Here is a 20253-nt window from a genome sequence, read left to right as displayed (position 1 = left end):
ATTCAGCTTAACCGCACCACCACCACGCCTATTGTTGGCATGGTCATTTGCCCCATCTTTATAGCGACCACCCATCCCAAAGTGTTGCGGTGTTTTGTAATCGCCGTATGTAGGATTGCTAATCACCCCAAAACCGTTACCAGCCGAACCTCCATAGCTGCCGGAAGCTCTTGCTCCCACCTCGTCTGATGGCAGACTTCCCCTGCCACTGACATCGATTGAGCTGCTGCTATCAACTTCCATATAGTTGGCAGTCAGTTCCATGCCATCAGCACCAGAGGCTGTTTTTGCATCTACTGGATGGGTTAAAACAGAGCTATTTATTAGCTTTATAGAATAGAAATTATGGCTACCATTAACTGTAAGTACTGCACCATCTACGACTATTTGCTTACCTTCATACACCTCGTCTATATCTGAAATACTCGTGTCAGTAGCTATTACTACCGTATCGGGAGCGACCGGCTGTGATCCCTGTTGAGAATGCTCCGCAATTTCACTGGACACTATTGCCTTGCTATAAAGCGCGATGTCACCTACCGATCCTTTAACCGCTTCGAGCGCCATGCCATCCACACCCGGCTGACCTCCCACGTAGAAAGGCTGGGCAGTGGGCGCAATGCCCCCGCTGTAGCTGACCGAATCGACAACCTCGCCGTTGCGGTACAAGCTCAGAGTGCTGCCGCTGTAGGTAACTGCCAAGTGATACCATTGATCCGGCGCCGCGGACTCGGGGTCGGAGAGGGCTATGGTTTGCTGACCGTCGTTGAGCACGAAGGCGAAATGGCCTGTGGTCTGGGCGCCTGTGTCGTAGGCGCGAGAGCTGCCGGCGAGGTGGAGGCTGAATGGCACACTACCTGCATCGCCCTCGCCCTGTTGCAGCAGGATTTGGCGGCCGGTAATGGTGCCGAATTTTACCCACAGCTCCAGGGAGAAAGGGGTCGCGAAGGCGGGCAGTGACGCATTTAGGGACAGGTATTGCTCCTGGCCGTCAAAGGCTACTGCATCTCCGATCAGGCGTTCACTGTCGACGAACTCCGGTGTGCGGTTGCTGGTGAAATTGGGGGCGTTGCCGGTCTGGTCGGGGAGGGTGGAATCCTGGTTTTGCTCCGTGGCCCAGTAGGCGATGGGGCCGTCGGCCATTACCAGGCTCTGGTATTCGTCCGCTGTGGATGTTGCGGAGAAGGCTAGCATGGCGAATGCGATAGTGAAAAATGAAAGTAGGCGTCCTTTCACTGGTTTCCCCCAAAATTTCGGGCAAAGTTGCCCATAATTTGCTCAGCAGAGGCAATTCCACTGCTGCTATTGGTGGATGCGCTTTGCGCTTATCCACCCTACTTGTCTTGTGCTTTTAGCGCAGACAGCGGCAATTCCGCCGTTGCTAGTCTGCTTGGTCGTTTGCCACGTTTCTGATGGGCGCGCTACGCTTGGACTCGCGCCTTCCCTGGCGCTCACCCGCTTCGCGGGCGCCTTCGGCGTCCAAATCGGCAGTCCTGTCGATTTGTGCCCATCGTACGAAACCTGATCGCGGCCATGGGCCGCTCCCGACCGCTCCCGGCCGTTCCAGGCATTCACGGCGCCTTCGGCCCTACAATTTGTAATTTGCGGGCCTGAGGCCCGTTGCCGGGCTGGAGCTCGGCGCATCAGGGTTCGACTGCGGAGGCTTCTGGTAGCGCCCCTCTCCCCGCAAGCGGGGAGAGGGGCGCTATTCTTTCGAGTTTCTACATCATCTGGACACTCAGGCGCTGGTCGTAGCTGAGGAAGCGCTGGCTGCTTTCCAGTCTTGAGTGTTTGTCAAAGTTGTAGAAGGCGATATAGGAGCCGTAGCCGGAGTCCACGATATTGTTCTGAGGGTCCGCGATATTCCAGGTATCGTCCCGCTCATATTCTGCCCAATTGTGATAGTTCTCGGCCTGAAGCTTGCCGGAATGTTCCAGGGTGAAACCGCCGACCATTCTGGCAGGCACCCTCGAGGCTCTGGCCAGGGCGACGAATGCGGAGGTGAACTCCGTGCAGTCGCCCCGTCGTTCGGTTATCGCGTAGCGGGCGCCGCGGTCTTCCGCTATATAGCCGATGTCGGTTACGTTTTTATAAAGCCATGCGGCTATTTGTTGTATTTCGCCATTGAGCTTGCCTGCCAATTCGCCTATCTCCGACGCATCCACTTCAATATTGGGCTCGGGTAGCAACAAGGCCTCAGTTTCGGTATCGAATGGCTGCGCTCTGTCGGCAAGCTTTATCTCCGCGGTAATGCTGATCACTTGGCTGGCGTGAGGCGCCAAGCCTTGCAATTGGAACAGGAGTGATTGGTTGCCGGATTGGCCTGTTTGGGATTCGAAGGATTGGTTGGCCGTTATTTGCTCAGTCTTCTGGTAGGAATTCTGTTTTACCGGGGCGAACACCTTTAGCGAGGCGTTCTCGATGTACTCGGCGGTGTTGTTGGTGACCAGGAAGCTGTAGCGGATTGTTTTTGCAATTTCGTAGGTGGGCTCGTCTTTTGAGAGCGCGGCATACAGGCAGGTGACGGCGAGCAGAAGGGATACTAGGGTGCCCAAGGCCACGGAAATTTTGGATACGGCGGTCCTCGAAGAAGCCCGCCTTGCCGGCGAGTTCAGTGCATTCGGCGAGGATTCGCCTGCAGGCAGGCTCCTACAAGGGGCGTTCGGGAATTCTTTAGCCGGCACAGCTGGATACTCCATTTGGGTGGAGTCGCTTTACGGCGCTTAGGGCGCTGGTTTTCAGGGCGGTCTTTATGCCTTCTATTCCACCGGATACTACGAAAGCCTCGTTCACGGGCTCTTGGTTTAGCAGCTTCTCCAGGCCTGATTGGTCCTCCGGCTTGCCGACTACGAATAGCGGTAGATAGCCGTTTAGCGAATAGTTAATCGAGGCATCGCGTACCGCGTTTTTGAGGTCAGAACCGGCTTCGGCGGCTACTGCCGGAATACCCAGCGCGACAAGTTCGCTGGCTATCTGCTGATCGGTTGCAATTGTTACTGCCCCAAAATTACTCACTTCGACGATAAAATCGCCTACCGGGACAGTTGCGGAGCCTTCTTCGCCATTTTTAACCGCGGAACTTCCGATCAGTATCCTGGGATTCTGAAATCCGGTTTGAATCAGCTCCTTGCAGAGCTTTGCCAGGGAGTGCCGTTTGTAGGGCTCGGCCACGATAAGCAGGGGTTTGTTCTTCAGGAATGTCTTTGTTTTGACTTGCCAGTCGGACAGTTGGATGGCATTCGCTGCGGAATGATGGGAAGACGACCGCGCAGCGACGTCGACGAGTACAAATTGATCAGTACCGTCGATCTCGTCCGGCCGGGTAAAGCACAGTTCGGATGTCTGCGCGCTTGCGGATGTCAGTGGAGTGAAATAACTGGCGGCCGGCTCGGCAGCACAGCGCTCGGACTCGATGTCCGGTACCTGTGCACCAAGCCAGTGCGAATATCCCCCAATAACACACAATAATCCGAAGGTGCGGATTACAGATGTGAAACGTCCTGTCACACCCAACTACTCTTTTTTGATTTTTTGCAGTTGCAAGCAGCAACCGCCCTCCCCAATGGCGGGGCATATTAATGACAACGGTGTCGAGTAGTCAATTCTTGCGCCATTACAGCGCATTACACCGAAGACAATCCTGTCTTTTGTAATTTCTGGAATTGGCAGGGCACAGGTCGAGAGGTGACCATTCCACTTTCACTTTTTCAGCCTTTTCAGGATTTGTGCCCTGGCCTTCTTATGGGCGACGCCTTCACCGGCGGCAAGCTGTCCCTCTGCCCTGTAGATATCCTCCAGTAATTCCAGGCGCTCCTGCATCAATGCGTATTCATGGACGTCCATCAATACGGCAACCCCCGCCCCCGCTGTGTCAACACCATAGGGCGGCGGGTTTCGTGGACCTGTTTTACGAAGGCGGCAACGCCCGCGCGGAATTCGGACAGGGGGCGGATATCTTCGTCTACTTTTAACTTGGTCATGGGGCACCCACTAAACGTACGTTATTGCGTACCTGGAAACGTCCTATTAAGGAGGGTGATCGGCAACTGGAGTGATTGTAGGTTGGGCTAAGCTTGGCGAAGCCCAAGGTCGCCGGGGCAGTCTGTTGGGCTTCGCGGAGCTCAGCCCAACCTACGGCGGGTCTGCGGCCCGGTGCCGAGCTGGAGCTCAGCGTTCCCGGACCGCTATCGGTTCTTTACAAGACCTCCAGGGCTTCGGCTTCGCGCGGCTTTTCCGTCACCGCCTCCACCGCTTGCGGCTGCTTGCGCCCAAACAACCGCTGCACCACCACAAAGAACAGCGGGATAAAGAAGATCCCCAGCGCGGTGCCGACAATCATGCCACCCAGCACGCCGGTGCCGATGGCGCGCTGGGCGCCGGAACCGGCGCCGGAGGCGATGGCCAGGGGCAGTACGCCGAGGCCAAACGCCAGCGACGTCATGATGATCGGCCGCAGGCGGTCGCGCACCGCCTGCATGGTGGCCTGCACCAGCTCCATGCCGCTCTCCAGGTTCTGCTTGGCGAACTCCACGATCAGGATGGCGTTCTTGCTGGTCAGGCCCACGGTGGTGAGCATGGCCACCTGGAAATAGATGTCCCGCTCCATGCCGCGCAGGTTGCTCGCCAGTACCGCGCCGAGAATACCCAGCGGGGCCATCAGCAGTACCGAGGTGGGCACCGTCCAGCTCTCGTACAGCGCCGCCAGGCACAGGAAGACGACCAGCAGCGACAGTGCATACAGCAGCGGCGTCTGCGCGCCGGCGGCGCGCTCCTCGTAGGACAGGCCGGTCCACTCCATGCCGATGCCCTGCGGCAGGGTAGCCACCAGCCGCGCCACTTCTGCCATGGCCTCGCCGGAGCTGACGCCGGGCGCGGCCTGGCCGTTGATCTGCATGGCGGCCACGCCGTTGTAGCGCTCCAGGCGCGGCGAGCCGTACTCCCAGCGGTAGCTGGCAAAGCTGGACAGGGGCACCATCTCGCCGCGATCGTTGCGCACATACCAGAGATTGAAGTCCTCCGGGTCCATGCGGTACTCGGCGTCAGCCTGCATATAGACGCGCTTCACCCGACCGCGGTCGATAAAGTCGTCCACATACTGGCTGCCCCAGGCGGCGCTGAGGGTGTTGTTGATATCGCCCAGGGACACGCCCAGCGAAGCCGCCTTGGCGGTGTCGATATCCACCTGGAACTGGGGCGTGTCCTCCTGCCCGTTGGGGCGCACATTGACCAGCAGCTCGCTCTGTGCCGCGGCGCCGAGGAACTGGTTGCGGGCCGCCAGCAGCGCCTCGTGCCCCAGGGCGCCGTTGTCCTTCAGGTAGAAGTTGAAGCCGTTGGAGGTGCCCAGTTCCATCACCGCCGGCGGTGCGAAGGCGTAGGCAATGGCGTCCTTGATCTGCATCAGCGCGCCCATGCCGCGCATGGCGACGGCGCCGGCGCCCTGCGATTCCTCCTCGCGCTCACTCCAGTCCTTCAGTTTGACGAAGGCAATACCGGAATTCTGGCCGCTGCCGGCGAAACTGAAGCCCTGCACGGAGAAGACGGATTCCACCGTGTCCTGTTCGTTGTTCAGGAAGTGGTCCTCCACCTTGTAGATGGACTCCATGGTGCGCTCCTGGGTTGCGCCCACCGGCGCCTGCACCATGGAAAAGAGAACCCCCTGGTCCTCTTCCGGCAGGAAGGAACTGGGGGTGTGCAGGAACAGCAGGCCCACGGCTGCGAACAGGGCGACATAAATGGCCACGAAGCGGCCGCTGCGCGCCAGAATGCCGCGCACGCCGCGCCGGTATTGCTCACTGCCCCGCTCAAAGTTGCGGTTGAACCAGCCAAAAAAGCCGCCCAGGAAGCCGGAAGTACCGTGCTCCCCGCCCTTTTTAACGGGCTTGAGCAGGGTCGCGCAGAGTGCCGGCGTCAACACGATGGCGGCCACCACCGACAGCGCCATGGCCGATACGATGGTGACGGAAAACTGCCGGTAGATGACCCCGGTGGAACCGCTCATAAACGCCATGGGCACGAACACCGCCGACAGCACCACGCCGATACCCACCAGGGCGCCGGTGATCTGCTGCATCGACTTTTTCGTGGCCTCCTTCGGCGACAATCCCTCTTCCGCCATCACCCGCTCGACGTTTTCCACCACCACGATGGCGTCGTCCACCAGCAGGCCGATGGCCAGTACCATGGCGAACATGGTCAGCATGTTCACGGAGTAACCCAGTGCCGCCAGTACGCCGAAGGTACCGAGCAGCACCACCGGCACGGCGATAGTGGGGATCAGGGTGGCGCGGAAGTTCTGCAGGAACAGGAACATCACCAGGAACACCAGCACCACCGCCTCCATCAGGGTGTGAATCACGCCCTCGATGGAGATCTTGACGAAAGGCGTGGTGTCGAAGGGCACCACATATTCGAGCCCCGGGGGAAAGTTCGCGGCCAGTTCGTTCAACTTCGCCTTCACCGCCTCCGCCGTCTCCAGGGCGTTGGCGCCGCTGGCCAGGGAAATGGCCACACCGGTGGCGGGCTGGCGGTTGAAGCGGGTCAGGGTCGAATAATCCTCGGCGCCCAGCTCCACCCGGGCCACTTCACCCAGGCGCAGCACCGAGCCGTCCGGATTGGCGCGCACCACTATGTTGCGGAACTCCTCCGGCGTTTGCAGCCGCCCCTGGGAATTGACCGACGCGTTGAGCTGTTGCCCCGGCACCGCCGGCGTACCGCCGAGGCTGCCCACGGCCACCTGTGCATTCTGCGCCCGCACAGCCGCGGAGATATCCGCCGGCGTGAGGTTGTAGGTCTTCAGTTTGTTGGGGTCCAGCCAGATGCGCATGGCGTACTTGGAACCGAACACCTGCACACTGCCCACGCCCTGTACCCGGCTGATCTGGTCCGCCAGGCTGGAACTGACATAGTCGGAGATATCCGTCTTTGACATGCTGCCGTCCGAGGACACGAAGCCGGCCACCATCAGGAAGCCACTGCTCGACTTGCTGACGTTGACCCCCTGGCGCTGCACCTCCTGCGGCAGCAGCGGCATGGCCAGCTGCAGCTTGTTCTGTACCTGCACCTGGGCGGTGTCCGCATCGGTGTCGCTGGAGAAGTTGAGTGTGATGGACGCAGAGCCGTCGGCCTGGCTGGTGGCGGACATGTACAGGAGGCCGTCGAGCCCCTTCATGTTTTCCTCGATGATCTGCGTCACCGAGCCCTCCACCACCTGGGCCGAGGCGCCGGGATAATGGGCGTTGACGGTCACCGCGGGCGGCGCGATGCTCGGATATTGCTCGATCGCCAACTGGGTGATCGCCAGGCCGCCGCCGACCATGACCATGATCGCGATCACCCAGGCAAAGATTGGGCGGTTGATAAAGAAACTTGCCACTGCCGGACCTCCTTACGACTCTTGCGCAGTCGGCGCCTGGACTTCTTTGGGCTGGTCCTCGCCTGCGGTGGCCTCGACACCCGCGGGCACCGCGGCCGGCTGTGCCTCGGCGGCCTGTACCGGCGCGCCCGGTCGGATTTTCTGCAGACCCTCGACGATGACCCTGTCACCGGCCTCGAGGCCGCCCTCCACCAGCCACTTGTCACCGATGGTACGGCTCACCTGTACCGAGCGCTGGGCCACGGTGCCCTCGCCGGTCACTACCATCGCCGAGGTGCTGCCCTTGGGATCCCGGGCGACACCCTGCTGGGGCACCAGGATCGCGTTTTCGCGCACACCGCGCCCGACCACCGCGCGCACATACATGCCCGGCAGCAGCATATTGTCCGGGTTCGGCACCAGCACCCGCAGCAGCACGCTGCCGGTGGACGGATCCACGCTGGCCTCGGAGAATTCGAGTTTGCCCCGGTGTTCGTACTCGCTGCCGTCCTCGAGGAGGATGGTCACCGGCAGATCCGTGTCCTGGACCGTGCCGGCGTCCAGCGCCTTGCGCAGCTCCAGCAGCTCCGCGGTGGATTGGGTCACGTCGACGTAGATCGGATCCAGCTGCTGTACGGTGGCCAGGGCGGAGGATTGGTTGGCGGTGACCAGCGCACCCTGGGTCACGGCGGACTTGCCGATGCGCCCGGAAATCGGCGCACTGATGCGGGCGTAATCCAGCTGGATACGCGCGCGCTGCAGCGACGCCCTGGCCGCGGCCACATCCGCCCGGGCCTGCTGCATTGTGGCCTGGGCGTTGTCGTTGTCCTGCTTGCTGACCGCGCCTGTCTTGACCAGGTCCGCAGTGCGCTCGGCGTTCAGCCGCGCCACGTTCAGCGCTGCCTCGGCGCGCTGCAGGCTGGCCTTGGCGCTGTCGACATCGGCGCGATAGGTAGCATCGTCCAGCTGGTACAGGGGCTGGTTGGCGTCGACCAGGCCGCCCTCGCGGAACAGCTGTTGCTTGACGATACCGTTCACCTGCGGGCGCACCTCGGCCACCTTGAAGGGGGTGGTGCGACCGGGCAGTTCCCGGGTCAGGGTTACCGGCTCGGCCTTGAGCGTAACTACCGTCACCTGCGGCGCCATCATCGGCGGCGCGGAGGCCTCCTCGCCACAGGCGGTGAGCAGTGCAGATGCCAATAGCAGACTGACTAGCGCTTTCTTCTTCAGCATGACTACCTCGATAGAGAGCCCGCCATCCGGGCGGACCACTAATATGAACAGGTTTGTATGAACAGACAGGTTAGTCCGGTTCTGGGAACTCGCATTTTATATTCATGCACAAATGAATATCAACTATTCATTCATGCATGAATATAAATTAGACTGCACGCCACCCCGGACAGGCCCGGCGCCCTCGGGACCGGGCCACCTGTAGTGGTCGCTATTAACTGCGGCGAATCGACAGAGTTCAATTCGACTGCGGCCAGCGGTGCCCCAGCCGGGATCAAATGAATTTCATGACTTTTGAGACAGGTTCGAACAGCCGATGGCCAAGCGCAAGAAAGAGGACGCCCTGGAAACCCGCGAGCGGATACTGGATGCCGCCATCACCGTGTTCCACAAGCACGGTGTGGCCCGCCCCTCCCTGACCGAGGTCGCCGAACTCGCCGGCGTCACCCGCGGCGCCGTCTACGGCCATTTCCGCAACAAGGGCGACCTCTTCTCCGCGCTCACCGAGCGGGTGCAGTTTCCCGGCGAGAAACTGTGCGAATCCGCCGGCGAGGAGGCAAAGAAAGACCCGCTGGGCGTGCTGCGCACCCGTTGGCTGTGGCTGTTCCAGGAGGTGGCCAGCAACCGCCAGTGGCAGCTGATTCTGGAAATTGTCTTTCACCGCTGCGAGCTGGTTACCGAGAGCGGCGAGATCCACCAGCGCCTGATGCAGGGCCACGCCGAGGGCGTCGAGCGCATGCGCGAACTGATTACCGCGGCGGTGGCCAGGGGACAGCTGCCCGCGGACCTGGATATCGACGTGGCGGTGCCGATGCTGCACGGATCCCTGGTCGGCGTGCTGGAGGACTGGCTGCTGCAGCCGCAGATCGGCGACCTGGGGGAACTGGGGGAGCGCTATATCGACGCGATGATCGATATGGTGCGCTTCTCACCGACACTGCGTCGGCAGGGCGGCACGGCAGTGGTTCATTGACACCCGGGCGCTAAATGCTGAAACCGAGCAGCAGATAGATCCCCAGCAACAGCACGACGCCCGCCACCATGCTGCCCGTCAGCCAACTGCGGGCCATCAGGCCCTCCGGTTTGTGGTGGCCGGTGATCCCGTCGATCAGGTTGCCGACGCCTCTCAGTGCGACGCCGCGCAGGCGCTGGTCCAGGCGGAAAACACCGTTGACGAAACCGCGCGCGGCATCCGGCAGCAGGCGCCGGTAGAACCACTCCACATCCAGGTTTACCGACGGCAGTTCCGGCGGATAGAGCCGGCGCAGGTTCAGCCACACGAACGCCAGCGCGGAGAAGAACAGCAACTGCAGCTGCGTCAGCACGTGGGTTACATCGTAGGGCGAGTAAACCATTTCGTGGGGCAACAGGCTGTACAGCGCCTGCGGGTAGATGCCTACCAACAGGCACAGGGCCGCGGCGATGGACATGGCCACCAGCATATTCACCGGCGGCTCCTTCGCGCGCAGGCCTGAGTCGTGGGCGAAGAAGGCAAAATAGGGAATCTTGATCCCCGCGTGGTGGAAGACCCCCGCCGATGCGAACAGCAGGATCAACCACACCCAGTCGTAGCCGTTTGCAATCGCCGCGCTCATCACCATCGACTTGCTGACGAAGCCGCTGAACAGCGGGAAGGCGGAAATCGACGCTGCGCCGACGATACACAGCACTGCGGTCTTGGGCATCGTCTTGTAGAGTCCACCCAACTCGGAGCCGTTGATGCGCCCGGTCACGTGCAGCACCGCGCCCATGGACATAAACAGCAGTCCCTTGAAAATCACGTCGTTGAACGCATGGGCCACGGCGCCGTTGATGGCCAGCGATGTGCCGATGCCGATACCGACCACCATAAAGCCCAGCTGGTTGATCAGGCTGTAGGCAAGCACCCGGCGCAGGTCGTTTTCGATCACCGCATAGAAGATCGGGAAGCAGGCCATGGTCGCGCCGATATAGACCAGCAGTTCGGTGCCCGGATAGGCCCGCGCCAGTGCGTAGACCGCCACCTTGGTGGTAAAGGCGCTCAGGAAGACGGTGCCGGTGGGCGTGGATTCCGGATAGGCGTCGGTCAGCCAGTTGTGGAAAAACGGGAAGGCACACTTGATACCGAAGGCCAGGAATATCATCCAGCCCCCCATCCCTTGAGAGCCGCCCTGCCCCAGGCCTATGTGGCCGAACTCCAGCGAGCCGTGCGCCTGGCCATAGAAGATGATGCCGCCGAGCAGCAGCAGGCCGGACAGGATATGCAACGCGAAATAGCGCAGCCCGGCGATATAGGCGCGGCCGCTGCGGCGCGCCCAGATCAACATGACAGACGTCAGCGCCAGCAGTTCCCAGAAAATAAACAGCGTCAGCAGGTCGCCGGCAAACACCGCCCCCAGGGCGCTGCCGGCGTAGAGCAGGCTCGCCACCTGCTGCAGCGTATCGCGCAGATGCAGCGCATAGACGATCGCGATCAGCGCGGCGATATGGAACAGGTAGCCGAACAGCAGGCTCAGCTTGTCGGCCCGAAACAGCAGCAGCCGGAAATCCAGCACCGACCAGGCGCCGAAACTCCCTTCGCCCAGCAGCCACAGGTTTACCAGCCCCAGCAGCGGAACGGCAGCCATCAGCAACCCGCGCGGCCACCCGCGCAGAAACAGCGCCAGCGCGGCGGCGATAAAGAACGGAATAAAAGGCGCTACTTCAAACATCACTGCGCCCTCCCCGCGTCTCGTTATCCTGCAGCTCCACCCGGTCGTAGTAGTCCTCCGGGCGCATCAGGAAGCTGCGCATCCACTTGGCGATAATTACCAGGATTACACAGCCGACGAAGCCATAAATCGGGTAAAAGGCCGGCAACCCCTCCCAACGGAATTCGGTATGGCGATGCACGACAAAATCCGCCGCAACCAGCAGCGCGCAGATGCCGTAGAAGACGCGCAGCACCAGGCGGATATTTTCCGGCTTGTCGAAAAAATAAGTTTTTCTATTCATACCTATATCAGATTCAAATGGCATAGGATTAAGGAAAATCCCCCTGTAGGAGCCTGCTTGCAGGCGAATCTGCCGTAACGAAGCCCAGTGGCCATTCGCCTGCAAGCAGGCTCCTGCAACGCAAAATCAAGTCAGATTCCAGCCACAATCAAACGGTAGAAAGTATCGGGAAACAGCAACAGGTAGACACAGCCCGCCGCGGTCACCGTAAGCGCAATCACCGACGGCAGCGGTGCTTCCCTGATAACCGAGGATTCCCCAGTGCTCTCTTCCAGCGGCTTTTCACCACCGAAAAAAGCCCGCAACGGAATCGGCAGCAGGTAGGCGATGCTCAGCAGCGAACTCGCCATCAGCAGCGCCATCAGCAGCCACTGCTGCGCCTCCAAAGTGCCGAGCATCAGATACCACTTGCTCCAGGTGCCGCCGGTGGGCGGAATACCGATAATGCACAGGCTGGCCACCAGGAAGGCGGTCATGGTGACCGGCATCTGCCGGCCGATGCCGCGCAGCTCGCCCACTTCGGTCTTGTGCGCAGCCACCAGGATCGCACCCGCGCAGAAAAACAAGGTGATCTTGCCAAAGGCGTGCATCACGATATGCAGCGCGCTGCCGGTCATGCCGGCGCTGGTCGCCAATAGCGCGCCCAGGGTGATATAGCCGAGCTGGCTGACGGTAGAATAGGCGAGGCGCTTCTTCAGGTTCTGCTGCCTGAGGGCGACGATGGATGCGAGCAGTATCGACGCGCCGGCCAGGTAAAGCAGCCATTCGGTGGCGGGTATGCTTTTCAGGGTATCCAGGCCGAAAATCAGCAGACAGACCTTCAGCAATACGAAGACGCCGGCCTTGACCACGGCCACTGCGTGCAGTAGCGCGCTCACCGGCGTCGGCGCCACCATCGCTGCCGGCAGCCAGCGGTGGAACGGCATTATGGCCGCCTTGCCGACGCCGAATACAAACAGCACCAGCAGGATCGACAGCAGTAACGGATCGGTATCCGGAGCGAAGATGCCGCCGGCTTTGAAATCCAGGGTGCCGGCCAGCACCCAGGTGGCGACGATCGCCAGCAGGAAAAACCCGACCGAAGTGCCGAGCAGCACACCCAGGTAGACCCTGCCCCCCTGTCGCGCCTTGTCGGTGCCGGCGTGGGTTACCAGTGGGTAGGTGCAGAGTGTCAGGACCTCGTAGAAGACGAAGAGCGTAAACAGGTTTTCCGCAAAGGCGATGCCCATCACCGCGACGATCGACAACGCGAACAGGCTGAAGAAACGCGTCTGGTTTTCCTCGCCGTGGCCACGCATATAGCCGATTGCATAGAGTGTGGTCACCATCCACAGGAAACTGGCCACCAGCGCGAACAGCAGGCCGAACGGTTCGATGCGAAACGCGAGCGCCAAGCCCGGCAGAAGGTCGAGCCAGTAAGCCGAAATTTCCCGCCCACCCAGCACCGGCTGGTAGAGTGAAAGCACCACGGCAAACAGCGCCGCCGCGGAGACCAGTGAAACAGCCTCGCGCAGATTTACCCAGCGCCCGGTCAACTGAATGCCCACCAGCGCCAGCAGCGGAATCAGCAGCGCCAGTTGCAGCAGGGTTGAATCGTTCACTGCACACCTCCGAGCAGGAAGCGGGAAGCCGCCGCGGTAATTTCCACCGGCAGGCGGGTGTCGATGCCGAAATACAGGTTGGCGCCGATCAGCAGCCAGGTGGGTAGCAGCAGACCCAAGGGCGCCTCCCTGCGCTCAGGCGGGAACTCACCCGACTGGAGGTAGCCCGCTTCCACCAGCCGCCAGATGTAGGCCGCCGCCAACAGCGACCCCAGCACCACCAGCAGCGCCAGCCACCAGAACTCCCGCTCGATGGCGGCGGCGATCAGGTACCACTTGCTGACGAAGCCGACGGTCAGCGGTACACCGATCAGGCTGACGCCGCCGATGACGATGGCGGCCATGGTCCAGGGCATGCTGCGGCCCAGTCCGCGGAAATACTCGATACGACAGCCGCCGACCCGGTACACCAGCCCCGCCAGGGCCAGGAAGAGACCGCCCTTCATCAGCGCGTGGTTGAACAAATGCAGAAGCGTCGCCTGCAGCGCGGCCGCGGTGCCTATGCCGATACCGATCGCCATATAGCCGATCTGCGCCACGCTCGAATAGGCGAACATGCGCTTGATATCCACCTGGTAGATGGCCACCACCGAGGCCGCGAACACACCCGCCAGCCCCAGGCCGATAAACAGCGTCTCCAGCGGCAGGCTCGACAGTGCGAAATCCAGGCCGAATACCGTCACCGTAAAACGCAGCAGCAGGTACAGAGCCACCTTGGTGGCCGTCGCGGCGAGAAATGCGGTGACGATCGACGGCGCGTAACTGTAGGCATTCGGCAGCCACAGGTGCAGCGGGAAGAGCGCCAGCTTCAGGCAGACGCCGACAACGATAAAGGCAAAGGCCGCGAGCACCGTCGTCGATTCGGAGACCGCCGACAGGCGCGCGGCCAGGTCCGCCATATTCAGGGTGCCGGTCATGGTGTAGAGGAAACCGATACCGATCAGGATAAAGGTCGCCCCTGTGGTACCCATGATCAGGTACTGGAAGGACGCCCATAGGGCGCGCCTGTCCCGCCCCAGTGCAATCAGCGCGTAGGTGGAGAGCGAGGAGATTTCCAGGAACACGAATACATTGAACACATCGCCGGTGGCGACTATGCCGAGCAGGCCGGCAAAACACAGCAGGTACAGGGTGTAGAAAAGGGCCTGCCGGTTTTCGCCCAGCTCCTTCGCCACACTGGTGCGGGCCGCGGCCAGCACCGCGCTGCCGAGGGCGGTGACGATAAACAGCACCCAGGCGTTCAGCAGGTCGATGCGGTACTCGATGCCCCAGGGCGCATCCCAGCCGCCGAGCCGGTAGCTGATCGGTCCCGCGGCATGCACCTGCTGCAACAGCAGGGCGCTGACCGCCAGTGCCGCGACACTCACCGCCAATGTAAACAGCCACGCCAGGCTGGACCGGCGAATCATCAGGCAGGAAGGCGCCGCCACCAGCGGCAGTATCACCTGCAGTATCGGCAGATGCGCCAGCATCACTCTCGCCTCCGATTGCCCGCAAGAGGGCTCCGAGCGCCGCTTCTACCGGGGGAAGTTTGCGGAACACGCCGTAATTCCCGCTCTGGCGTTGTTTTCCGAGTCCCGAGTCCCGAGTCCCGAGTCCCGAGTTCTTGGATATCCCGCTCCTCCACCGAGCCATAGGCCCGCTTGATGCGGATCACCAGCGCCAGCGCCAGCGCGGTGGTGGCGATGCCCACCACGATCGCGGTGAGGATCAGCACATGGGGCAGCGGATTCGAATAGAGGCTCTCCCCCTCCGCCAGAATCGGCGCGGCGCCGCCGTTCACCTTGCCGACGCTGATATAGAAAATAAACACCGAGGTCTGGAAGATATTCAGGCCGATGACTTTCTTGATCAGGTTGCCCTGGGCGATGACCATATACAGGCCGATCATCATCAACGCTATGACCACCCAGTAATTGTAAAGTGATGCCAACAACACCTTAACCGGCCCTCCCTGCGACAAACGCCTCCGCCGCTGCAACGCCCCGCCGCCGGTGCTGCAGCTGCGCGGAGAAGAGATAAAACACCAGCAGCATCACCGCGGCCACGGTGATGCCGACACCGAGTTCTATGGCGATGATGCCGATATGCTGTCCGCTGACCGGGTCCCCGGCCAGGCCGCTGTAATCGAGAAAATTCCGCCCGGTGACCAGCCCCAGCAGGCCGACACTGCCGTAGATCAGCACACCCGTCGCGGCGAGCACTTGTACCAGGCCGCTCGAAGCCACCCGACGCACCGCATCCAGCCCGAATACCAGTCCGTAGAGAATGAAACCCACCGCAAAGATCACCCCGGCCTGGAAGCCGCCGCCCGGCCCGTACTCACCGTGAAACTGCACGTAGAGGGCGTAGGTCAGGATTGGGGCTATCAGTATCTTCGCGATCACCCGCAGCACCAGGTGCTGCGGCTGCCTATCCGCGGCAGAAGCAACAGGAGCGGTGGCCGGACTCTCCCCGCGGCCGCCGCCCAGCAGCGCCAGCACGCCGAGGCCGGCGGTGAAGATCACCACCACCTCGCCGAGGGTGTCAAAGGCGCGATAGCTCGCCAGTACCGAAGTGACGACATTGGGAATGCCGATCTCCGCCAGCGATTCGCCGATATAGCGCGGCGCCACGTGCAGATGCGCCGGCGCGTCAGCGGCGCCGAAGGCCGGCATATCCAGTGTCGCCGCGACCAGCAGCGCGCCGACGGAGGCCACCAGCAGCAGCGCCGCCACCGCGCGGGTGGGATTGGCGCGCTGGCGGCGGCCGCACAGGGCCAGGGTCAGCAGTATCAGCAGCGGCGATATGCCGGCACCGACCGCGGCCTCGGTGAAGGCCACGTCCACCGCGCCCATGGTCATGAAAAAGCTGGCGGACAGCAGGCCATAGATGCCGGCCAGCATGGCGGCCGCAAACAGGTCCCTGGTCCAGGCGATGGCCGCGGCGGTCGCCAGCAGCAGGGCGAGCAGTGCGATATCCAGTATCAGTTCCACGATCGAATTCCCCCTGACTGTCAGACGGCGGTATCCGCCTTCGCTGCGATTTCCGGTTCGGCGGCGGGCTCCGTTTCCGCTTCGCGGCGCTCCGCCAACCGCAGCTCACCGTGCTGCGCCGCCTTGGCCAGGGCGTGACTCGCGGTGGGACTGGTGAAGAAAATAAACAGCAGTATCAGGCCCAGCTTGAACAGCGCCAGGCTCCAGCCGGCGATCAGCATCAATCCGCCGATGATCAGGAAGGTGGCCAGGGTGTCGGTGACACCCGCGGCGTGCATGCGCGTGTAGAAGTCCGGGAAACGCAGTAACCCCACTGCACCGGACAGCATAAAGAAACAGCCCGATGCCAGCGCCAGCGCGCTGAGTAGGGAAAAAACCGTTTCAATCATGCGCTGCTCCCGCCCTGCCTGTCTCGCCGCCATTGCGGGAGCGGAATTCGAAATAGCGCAGTACACCGATCACGCTGACAAAGTTGATCAGCGCGTATACCAGTGCGATATCGAGGAACTCCGGCTTGCCGAGCGTGAAGCAGATCACCGCGATCAGCAGCACCGTCTTGGTGCCGAATACGTTGACCGCCAGAATGCGGTCGTACATCGTCGGGCCCAGCAGGGCCCGCGCCAGCGCCAGTGCCATCACCACCAGCAGCGCGATTGCGGTTGCCGTCAGCATGATTTTTCCAGCGCCTCCAGTACCCCGACCCGTTTTTCCATTTCGCCGCCGCGCAGATCGTCGAGCGATTCCGCATTCAGGGCGTGCACCAGTATTTCCCCGCCCCCGATATCGACCGCCACCGTGCCCGGCGTCAGGGTAATGGAGTTGGCGTAGAGCACCCGGGCGAGATCGCTGCGCAACGAAGTCGCAATCCGCGCGCTGGCGGGATTGAGCGATCCCCTGCCCCGCCAGACACAGGCGGCCACCTCGAAATTACTGCGCAGGATTTTCCGGAACAGCCACCAGTAGTAGCCGGGCAGCACCAGCAGCAGGTGCAGGGGCTGGGATTGGCCATCGACGATCTTCATCCGGCGCGCCACGAGCAGGGCGAAAACCACCGACAGCAAACCAAAGGTGAGCAGGAGCGGCGAGTAGTGGCCGGAGTTGGCAAGCCAGATAAAGGCCAGCACCGCAAACAGGGAAATGGTGTAACGCATGGTAAACTCGCGCGAACTCAACCGATTAATCGGCACCGCTGCGCCATCAGCTCCTCAGTGCCGAATCACACAGGTAGTGGGCTTCGAAGACCCGCTGCATCACGCCGGCGGCGTCGGCACCGGCGGGCAGCTCCCGTGGCTGGGCGGCGACCTTGGCGATCAGGTCTTCCAGGCGCTCGCCCTCGGGCAGGCAGTAGCGGCTGTTGAGACGCCGCTCGGCGTCGTCGGACAACCGGCTGGCGCGGGTGCGGATGGCGCGGGCGACGAATCCGGTCGGCCGGTCCTCTTCGGCCACTACCTCGTCGGTCGCCGACAGATACCCCTGGATAAACGCCCGACAGGTGGACGCGGCAGCCTGATCCAGTCCCTTCTGGTGGGCGTCGCAGGCCGATACCAGCTCCTCGCCACTCAGTGGTTCCATCGCCGCCAGCGGCTGGCCGATCGCCAGCGCGAGGGGCGCGCCAATGCGGATCAATAGTCGCTTTATTCTCGCCATAGTTCGCCTGCTGTTCGTGCAACGTTATTTTCGGCAGCCGGATTACTTTGGCACTTTTAATGTGCCGAACATTGTCAGGACGGTGAAAAAGTGTGGCAAAGTTTGTCGAACTCATTTTCCGGCACTCGCCGCCCTCCTCCGCGAGTCCCGCAACTTGGCCCTGTCCGGCGCCTTTGCTAAAGTCGTGACTTCACACGCCGCGGTGCCGTGCCGGCCGCTCAGGCCCCCGCCGCACCTTTTGCAACAATTGCCAACTGAAGTGACTCCGATGGCGGCACCCAAGGCCTGCGTACTGGTCGTCGACGACGACTGCGATATCCGAGCCCTGCTCTCGAAGCTTCTGACCGGAGAAGGTTATGTGGTCGAAGCGGCGGGAGACGGCGAGGAGATGTTCGCGCTGCTCGGACAAAAGCCCGTGGACCTGATACTGCTCGACGTGATGCTGCCGGGGCGGGACGGCTTCGACCTCTGCCGCCAGCTGCACAGCGATACGGAGATGCCGCCGGTGATCATGATCACCGCCAAGGACGACGAGATAGACAGGGTCGTCGGGCTGGAGCTGGGTGCGGATGACTATATCGTCAAGCCGTTCAGTGGCCGCGAGCTGCTCGCGCGTATCAAGGCCGTATTGCGCCGCGCGCGACAGCCCGCCGCCGGCCGCCGGCGCGGCCACTACCGCTTCGCCGGCTGGCGCTTCCATCCGGCGCAGATGGAGCTGTTGGACGCGGATTCCACTGCGATTCCCCTCTCCACCAGCGAGACGGAATTGCTGCTCGCCTTCGTGCAGAACCCGCAGGTGCCCCTGTCCCGCGATCGGCTTCTGGACCTGACCAAGGGCCGGGACAGCTTTCCGTTCGACCGCAGTATCGATTCCCACATCAGCCGCCTGCGGCGCAAACTCGGCGACGACGCCAAGAAACCGGAGATCATCAAGACCGCCTGGGGCACCGGCTATATCTTTACCTACCCGGTCGAGACAGAGTGAAAATCCGGCTGCCGCGCACCATCCGATCGCGCACGATACTGGTGCTGTTTTGCGCGTTTCTGTTGTCGCACACCGTCAGCCTGGCGATCTACGAGATCAACCGGGACAAGACCATACTGCTGACCGAGGCCACCGATCTCGCGGCCCGCATTATCGGCGTGGTCGAGTTGGCCCGCAGCTTCCCCGAGCGGGACCGCCGGCGCATTCTCACCGCAGCGGAAACCCAATTCCTGACCATGTTTCCCGAACCCGGCAATCTCGACGACGAGCGCTGCCGGGACAATGACTTCTCCGAGCGCCTGGAAGAATCCCTCGACACCGCCTTCGCCGACGTGCCCGGATTCGACGCCCGCGTCTGCCTGCGCCGCCTGAAACCCTCGCCCCTGCTGGCCCGGCGCGAGCCGCTGCACGGTTTCGATGTCCTGGTCTCGGTCAGCTTTCCCGACGACGAGCGCGCCGTCTTTCACGCGATACTGCCGGAGGGGGAATCCCTGATTCACGACGCGGTGGTGGTCTACCTGCTGTTTTCCAGCCTGGTGGCCCTGCTGCTGGCCGGTTACCTGATCCGCAAGACGGTGGCGCCGCTCGGCAAGCTGGCCCGGGCAGCCGACAGCATCGGTACCAATATCGATGCGCCGTCGCTGCCGGAAGACGGTCCCGCCGAAGTCGCCTCGGCGGCGCGGGCGTTCAACCGCATGCAGGGACGCCTCGCGCGGCTGGTGCATGGCCAGACGGAAATGCTCGCCGCCGTCTCCCACGACCTGCGCACCGCGGTCACCCGCCTGCAACTGCGCGCCGAGCTGTTACAGGACCGACAGGAGCGTGACGGCATGTTGCGCGTGGTGGCAGACATGAAACTGATGACCCAGTCGGTGATCGACTTCGTCCGCGGCGTGGAACCCGGCGAACCCCCGCGCCGGACCGACCTGCGCGCCATGGTGGAGAGCCTCTGTGACGACCTCCGCGAAGAGGGTTACCCGGTGCACTGCGACACCGCCGAAGGCGACTTTACCCTCGACTTGCGCCCCGCGGCATTGCGCCGCGGCCTGCAAAACCTGATCGACAATGCGATCAAATACGGTGGCGAGGCGAGGGTGACACTGAGGGGGCTGCCGGACAGTATTCATATCGCCGTGAGCGACAGCGGGCAGGGAATTCCCGCCGGCGAACTGTCGGCGGTACTGCGTCCCTTCTACCGGCTGGAGAAGTCGCGCAACAGCCGCACCGGCGGCGTCGGCCTGGGCCTTTCCATCGCCGGCAATATCGTCCGGGCCCACGGCGGCGAGCTGTTGCTCGAAAACCTCGAGGGCGGAGGACTCCGTGCGACCATCCAGCTGCCCCGTCACGGATCCGGTTGTCACCCCGAGGGGGTTGAGTAGGTTGGGCTGAGCACAGCGAAGCCCAACGGGCGCCGGGGCATGTTGGGGTTGACTCGCGCCATCCGTGGCGCTCGCCCTTCGGGCGCCTCTTGCGTCCAAATTTGCTCCC

At 62.3% G+C, this 20253-nt stretch carries 20 protein-coding genes; 3 read left to right on the top strand and 17 right to left on the bottom strand.

Annotated features, from left to right (window positions below):
* From AC6R19_RS20370 to AC6R19_RS20340, 7 genes are all read right to left on the bottom strand, one after another.
* Window positions 1-1236, bottom strand: a 1236-nt coding sequence (locus tag AC6R19_RS20370; RefSeq protein ID WP_500581709.1) for a LamG domain-containing protein, incomplete at its 3' end; no start/stop codon positions are given.
* A gap of 485 nt (window positions 1237-1721) precedes the next feature.
* Window positions 1722-2684 carry a transglutaminase-like domain-containing protein gene (locus AC6R19_RS20365; protein WP_500581708.1) on the bottom strand — a complete coding sequence of 321 codons (963 nt, stop codon included), beginning with the start codon at window positions 2682-2684 and terminating at the stop codon, window positions 1722-1724.
* Window positions 2674-3507, bottom strand: a complete 834-nt coding sequence (locus AC6R19_RS20360) for a hypothetical protein (RefSeq protein ID WP_500581707.1) — start codon at window positions 3505-3507, stop codon at window positions 2674-2676. Before AC6R19_RS20360 ends, AC6R19_RS20365 begins: the two co-directional genes overlap by 11 nt.
* A 192-nt stretch (window positions 3508-3699) precedes the next feature.
* The gene (locus AC6R19_RS20355; protein WP_500581706.1) at window positions 3700-3843 is read right to left on the bottom strand and encodes a hypothetical protein; all 144 of its coding nucleotides are present in this window, start codon (window positions 3841-3843) and stop codon (window positions 3700-3702) included.
* On the bottom strand, window positions 3843-3980 hold the full coding sequence (locus tag AC6R19_RS20350; protein WP_500581705.1) for a type II toxin-antitoxin system Phd/YefM family antitoxin: 138 nt from the start codon (window positions 3978-3980) through the stop codon (window positions 3843-3845). The genes AC6R19_RS20355 and AC6R19_RS20350 overlap by 1 nt, the downstream gene beginning before the upstream one ends.
* 215 nt (window positions 3981-4195) lie before the next feature.
* Window positions 4196-7372, bottom strand: coding sequence for an efflux RND transporter permease subunit (locus AC6R19_RS20345; protein ID WP_500581704.1), 3177 nt, complete (start codon window positions 7370-7372; stop codon window positions 4196-4198).
* 12 nt (window positions 7373-7384) lie between these two features.
* Entirely contained in the window at window positions 7385-8584 is a 1200-nt protein-coding gene (locus AC6R19_RS20340; protein ID WP_500581703.1) for an efflux RND transporter periplasmic adaptor subunit, read from the bottom strand.
* A gap of 316 nt (window positions 8585-8900) precedes the next feature.
* On the opposite strand from AC6R19_RS20340, the gene AC6R19_RS20335 reads away from it, so the two are divergent.
* Window positions 8901-9557 carry a TetR family transcriptional regulator gene (locus tag AC6R19_RS20335; protein WP_500581702.1) on the top strand — a complete coding sequence of 219 codons (657 nt, stop codon included), beginning with the start codon at window positions 8901-8903 and terminating at the stop codon, window positions 9555-9557.
* Window positions 9558-9567: 10 nt separating this feature from the next.
* Here the strand turns inward: AC6R19_RS20335 and AC6R19_RS20330 are convergent, their stop codons facing one another.
* From AC6R19_RS20330 to AC6R19_RS20285, 10 genes are all read right to left on the bottom strand, one after another.
* Window positions 9568-11274: a Na(+)/H(+) antiporter subunit D gene (locus tag AC6R19_RS20330; RefSeq protein WP_500581711.1), complete on the bottom strand. Its 1707-nt coding sequence runs from the start codon at window positions 11272-11274 to the stop codon at window positions 9568-9570.
* Window positions 11267-11557 carry a hypothetical protein gene (locus AC6R19_RS20325; RefSeq protein WP_500581701.1) on the bottom strand — a complete coding sequence of 97 codons (291 nt, stop codon included), beginning with the start codon at window positions 11555-11557 and terminating at the stop codon, window positions 11267-11269. Before AC6R19_RS20325 ends, AC6R19_RS20330 begins: the two co-directional genes overlap by 8 nt.
* 131 nt (window positions 11558-11688) lie before the next feature.
* On the bottom strand, window positions 11689-13158 hold the full coding sequence (locus AC6R19_RS20320) for a proton-conducting transporter transmembrane domain-containing protein (protein ID WP_500581700.1): 1470 nt from the start codon (window positions 13156-13158) through the stop codon (window positions 11689-11691).
* The gene (locus tag AC6R19_RS20315) at window positions 13155-14630 is read right to left on the bottom strand and encodes a monovalent cation/H+ antiporter subunit D family protein (RefSeq protein ID WP_500581710.1); all 1476 of its coding nucleotides are present in this window, start codon (window positions 14628-14630) and stop codon (window positions 13155-13157) included. Before AC6R19_RS20315 ends, AC6R19_RS20320 begins: the two co-directional genes overlap by 4 nt.
* Window positions 14630-15097 carry a cation:proton antiporter subunit C gene (locus tag AC6R19_RS20310; protein ID WP_500581699.1) on the bottom strand — a complete coding sequence of 156 codons (468 nt, stop codon included), beginning with the start codon at window positions 15095-15097 and terminating at the stop codon, window positions 14630-14632. The genes AC6R19_RS20315 and AC6R19_RS20310 overlap by 1 nt, the downstream gene beginning before the upstream one ends.
* A gap of 1 nt (window position 15098) precedes the next feature.
* Entirely contained in the window at window positions 15099-16133 is a 1035-nt protein-coding gene (locus tag AC6R19_RS20305; protein WP_500581698.1) for a DUF4040 domain-containing protein, read from the bottom strand.
* 20 nt (window positions 16134-16153) lie between these two features.
* Window positions 16154-16522, bottom strand: coding sequence for a monovalent cation/H(+) antiporter subunit G (mnhG, locus tag AC6R19_RS20300; protein WP_500581697.1), 369 nt, complete (start codon window positions 16520-16522; stop codon window positions 16154-16156).
* Window positions 16515-16805, bottom strand: coding sequence for an MrpF/PhaF family protein (locus AC6R19_RS20295; protein ID WP_500581696.1), 291 nt, complete (start codon window positions 16803-16805; stop codon window positions 16515-16517). The genes mnhG and AC6R19_RS20295 overlap by 8 nt, the downstream gene beginning before the upstream one ends.
* A complete protein-coding gene (locus AC6R19_RS20290) occupies window positions 16799-17284 on the bottom strand; it encodes a Na+/H+ antiporter subunit E (RefSeq protein ID WP_500581695.1) in 486 nt (161 codons plus the stop codon). Before AC6R19_RS20290 ends, AC6R19_RS20295 begins: the two co-directional genes overlap by 7 nt.
* Before the next feature lie 46 nt (window positions 17285-17330).
* The gene (locus tag AC6R19_RS20285; protein WP_500581694.1) at window positions 17331-17780 is read right to left on the bottom strand and encodes a Rap1a/Tai family immunity protein; all 450 of its coding nucleotides are present in this window, start codon (window positions 17778-17780) and stop codon (window positions 17331-17333) included.
* A gap of 268 nt (window positions 17781-18048) precedes the next feature.
* Between AC6R19_RS20285 and AC6R19_RS20280 the strand changes: the two genes are divergently transcribed.
* Both AC6R19_RS20280 and AC6R19_RS20275 read left to right on the top strand, forming a co-directional pair.
* Window positions 18049-18765 carry a response regulator gene (locus AC6R19_RS20280; protein ID WP_500581693.1) on the top strand — a complete coding sequence of 239 codons (717 nt, stop codon included), beginning with the start codon at window positions 18049-18051 and terminating at the stop codon, window positions 18763-18765.
* Complete coding sequence (locus AC6R19_RS20275) at window positions 18762-20144, top strand: sensor histidine kinase (RefSeq protein ID WP_500581692.1); 1383 nt, start codon at window positions 18762-18764, stop codon at window positions 20142-20144. Before AC6R19_RS20280 ends, AC6R19_RS20275 begins: the two co-directional genes overlap by 4 nt.
* The last annotated feature ends 109 nt before the right edge of the window (window positions 20145-20253 follow it).

It is taken from the genome of Microbulbifer sp. SE14 (genome assembly GCF_059834885.1).
Note: the sequence above shows the minus strand (reverse complement) of the source record. Positions and strands in the feature narration are given on the sequence as shown.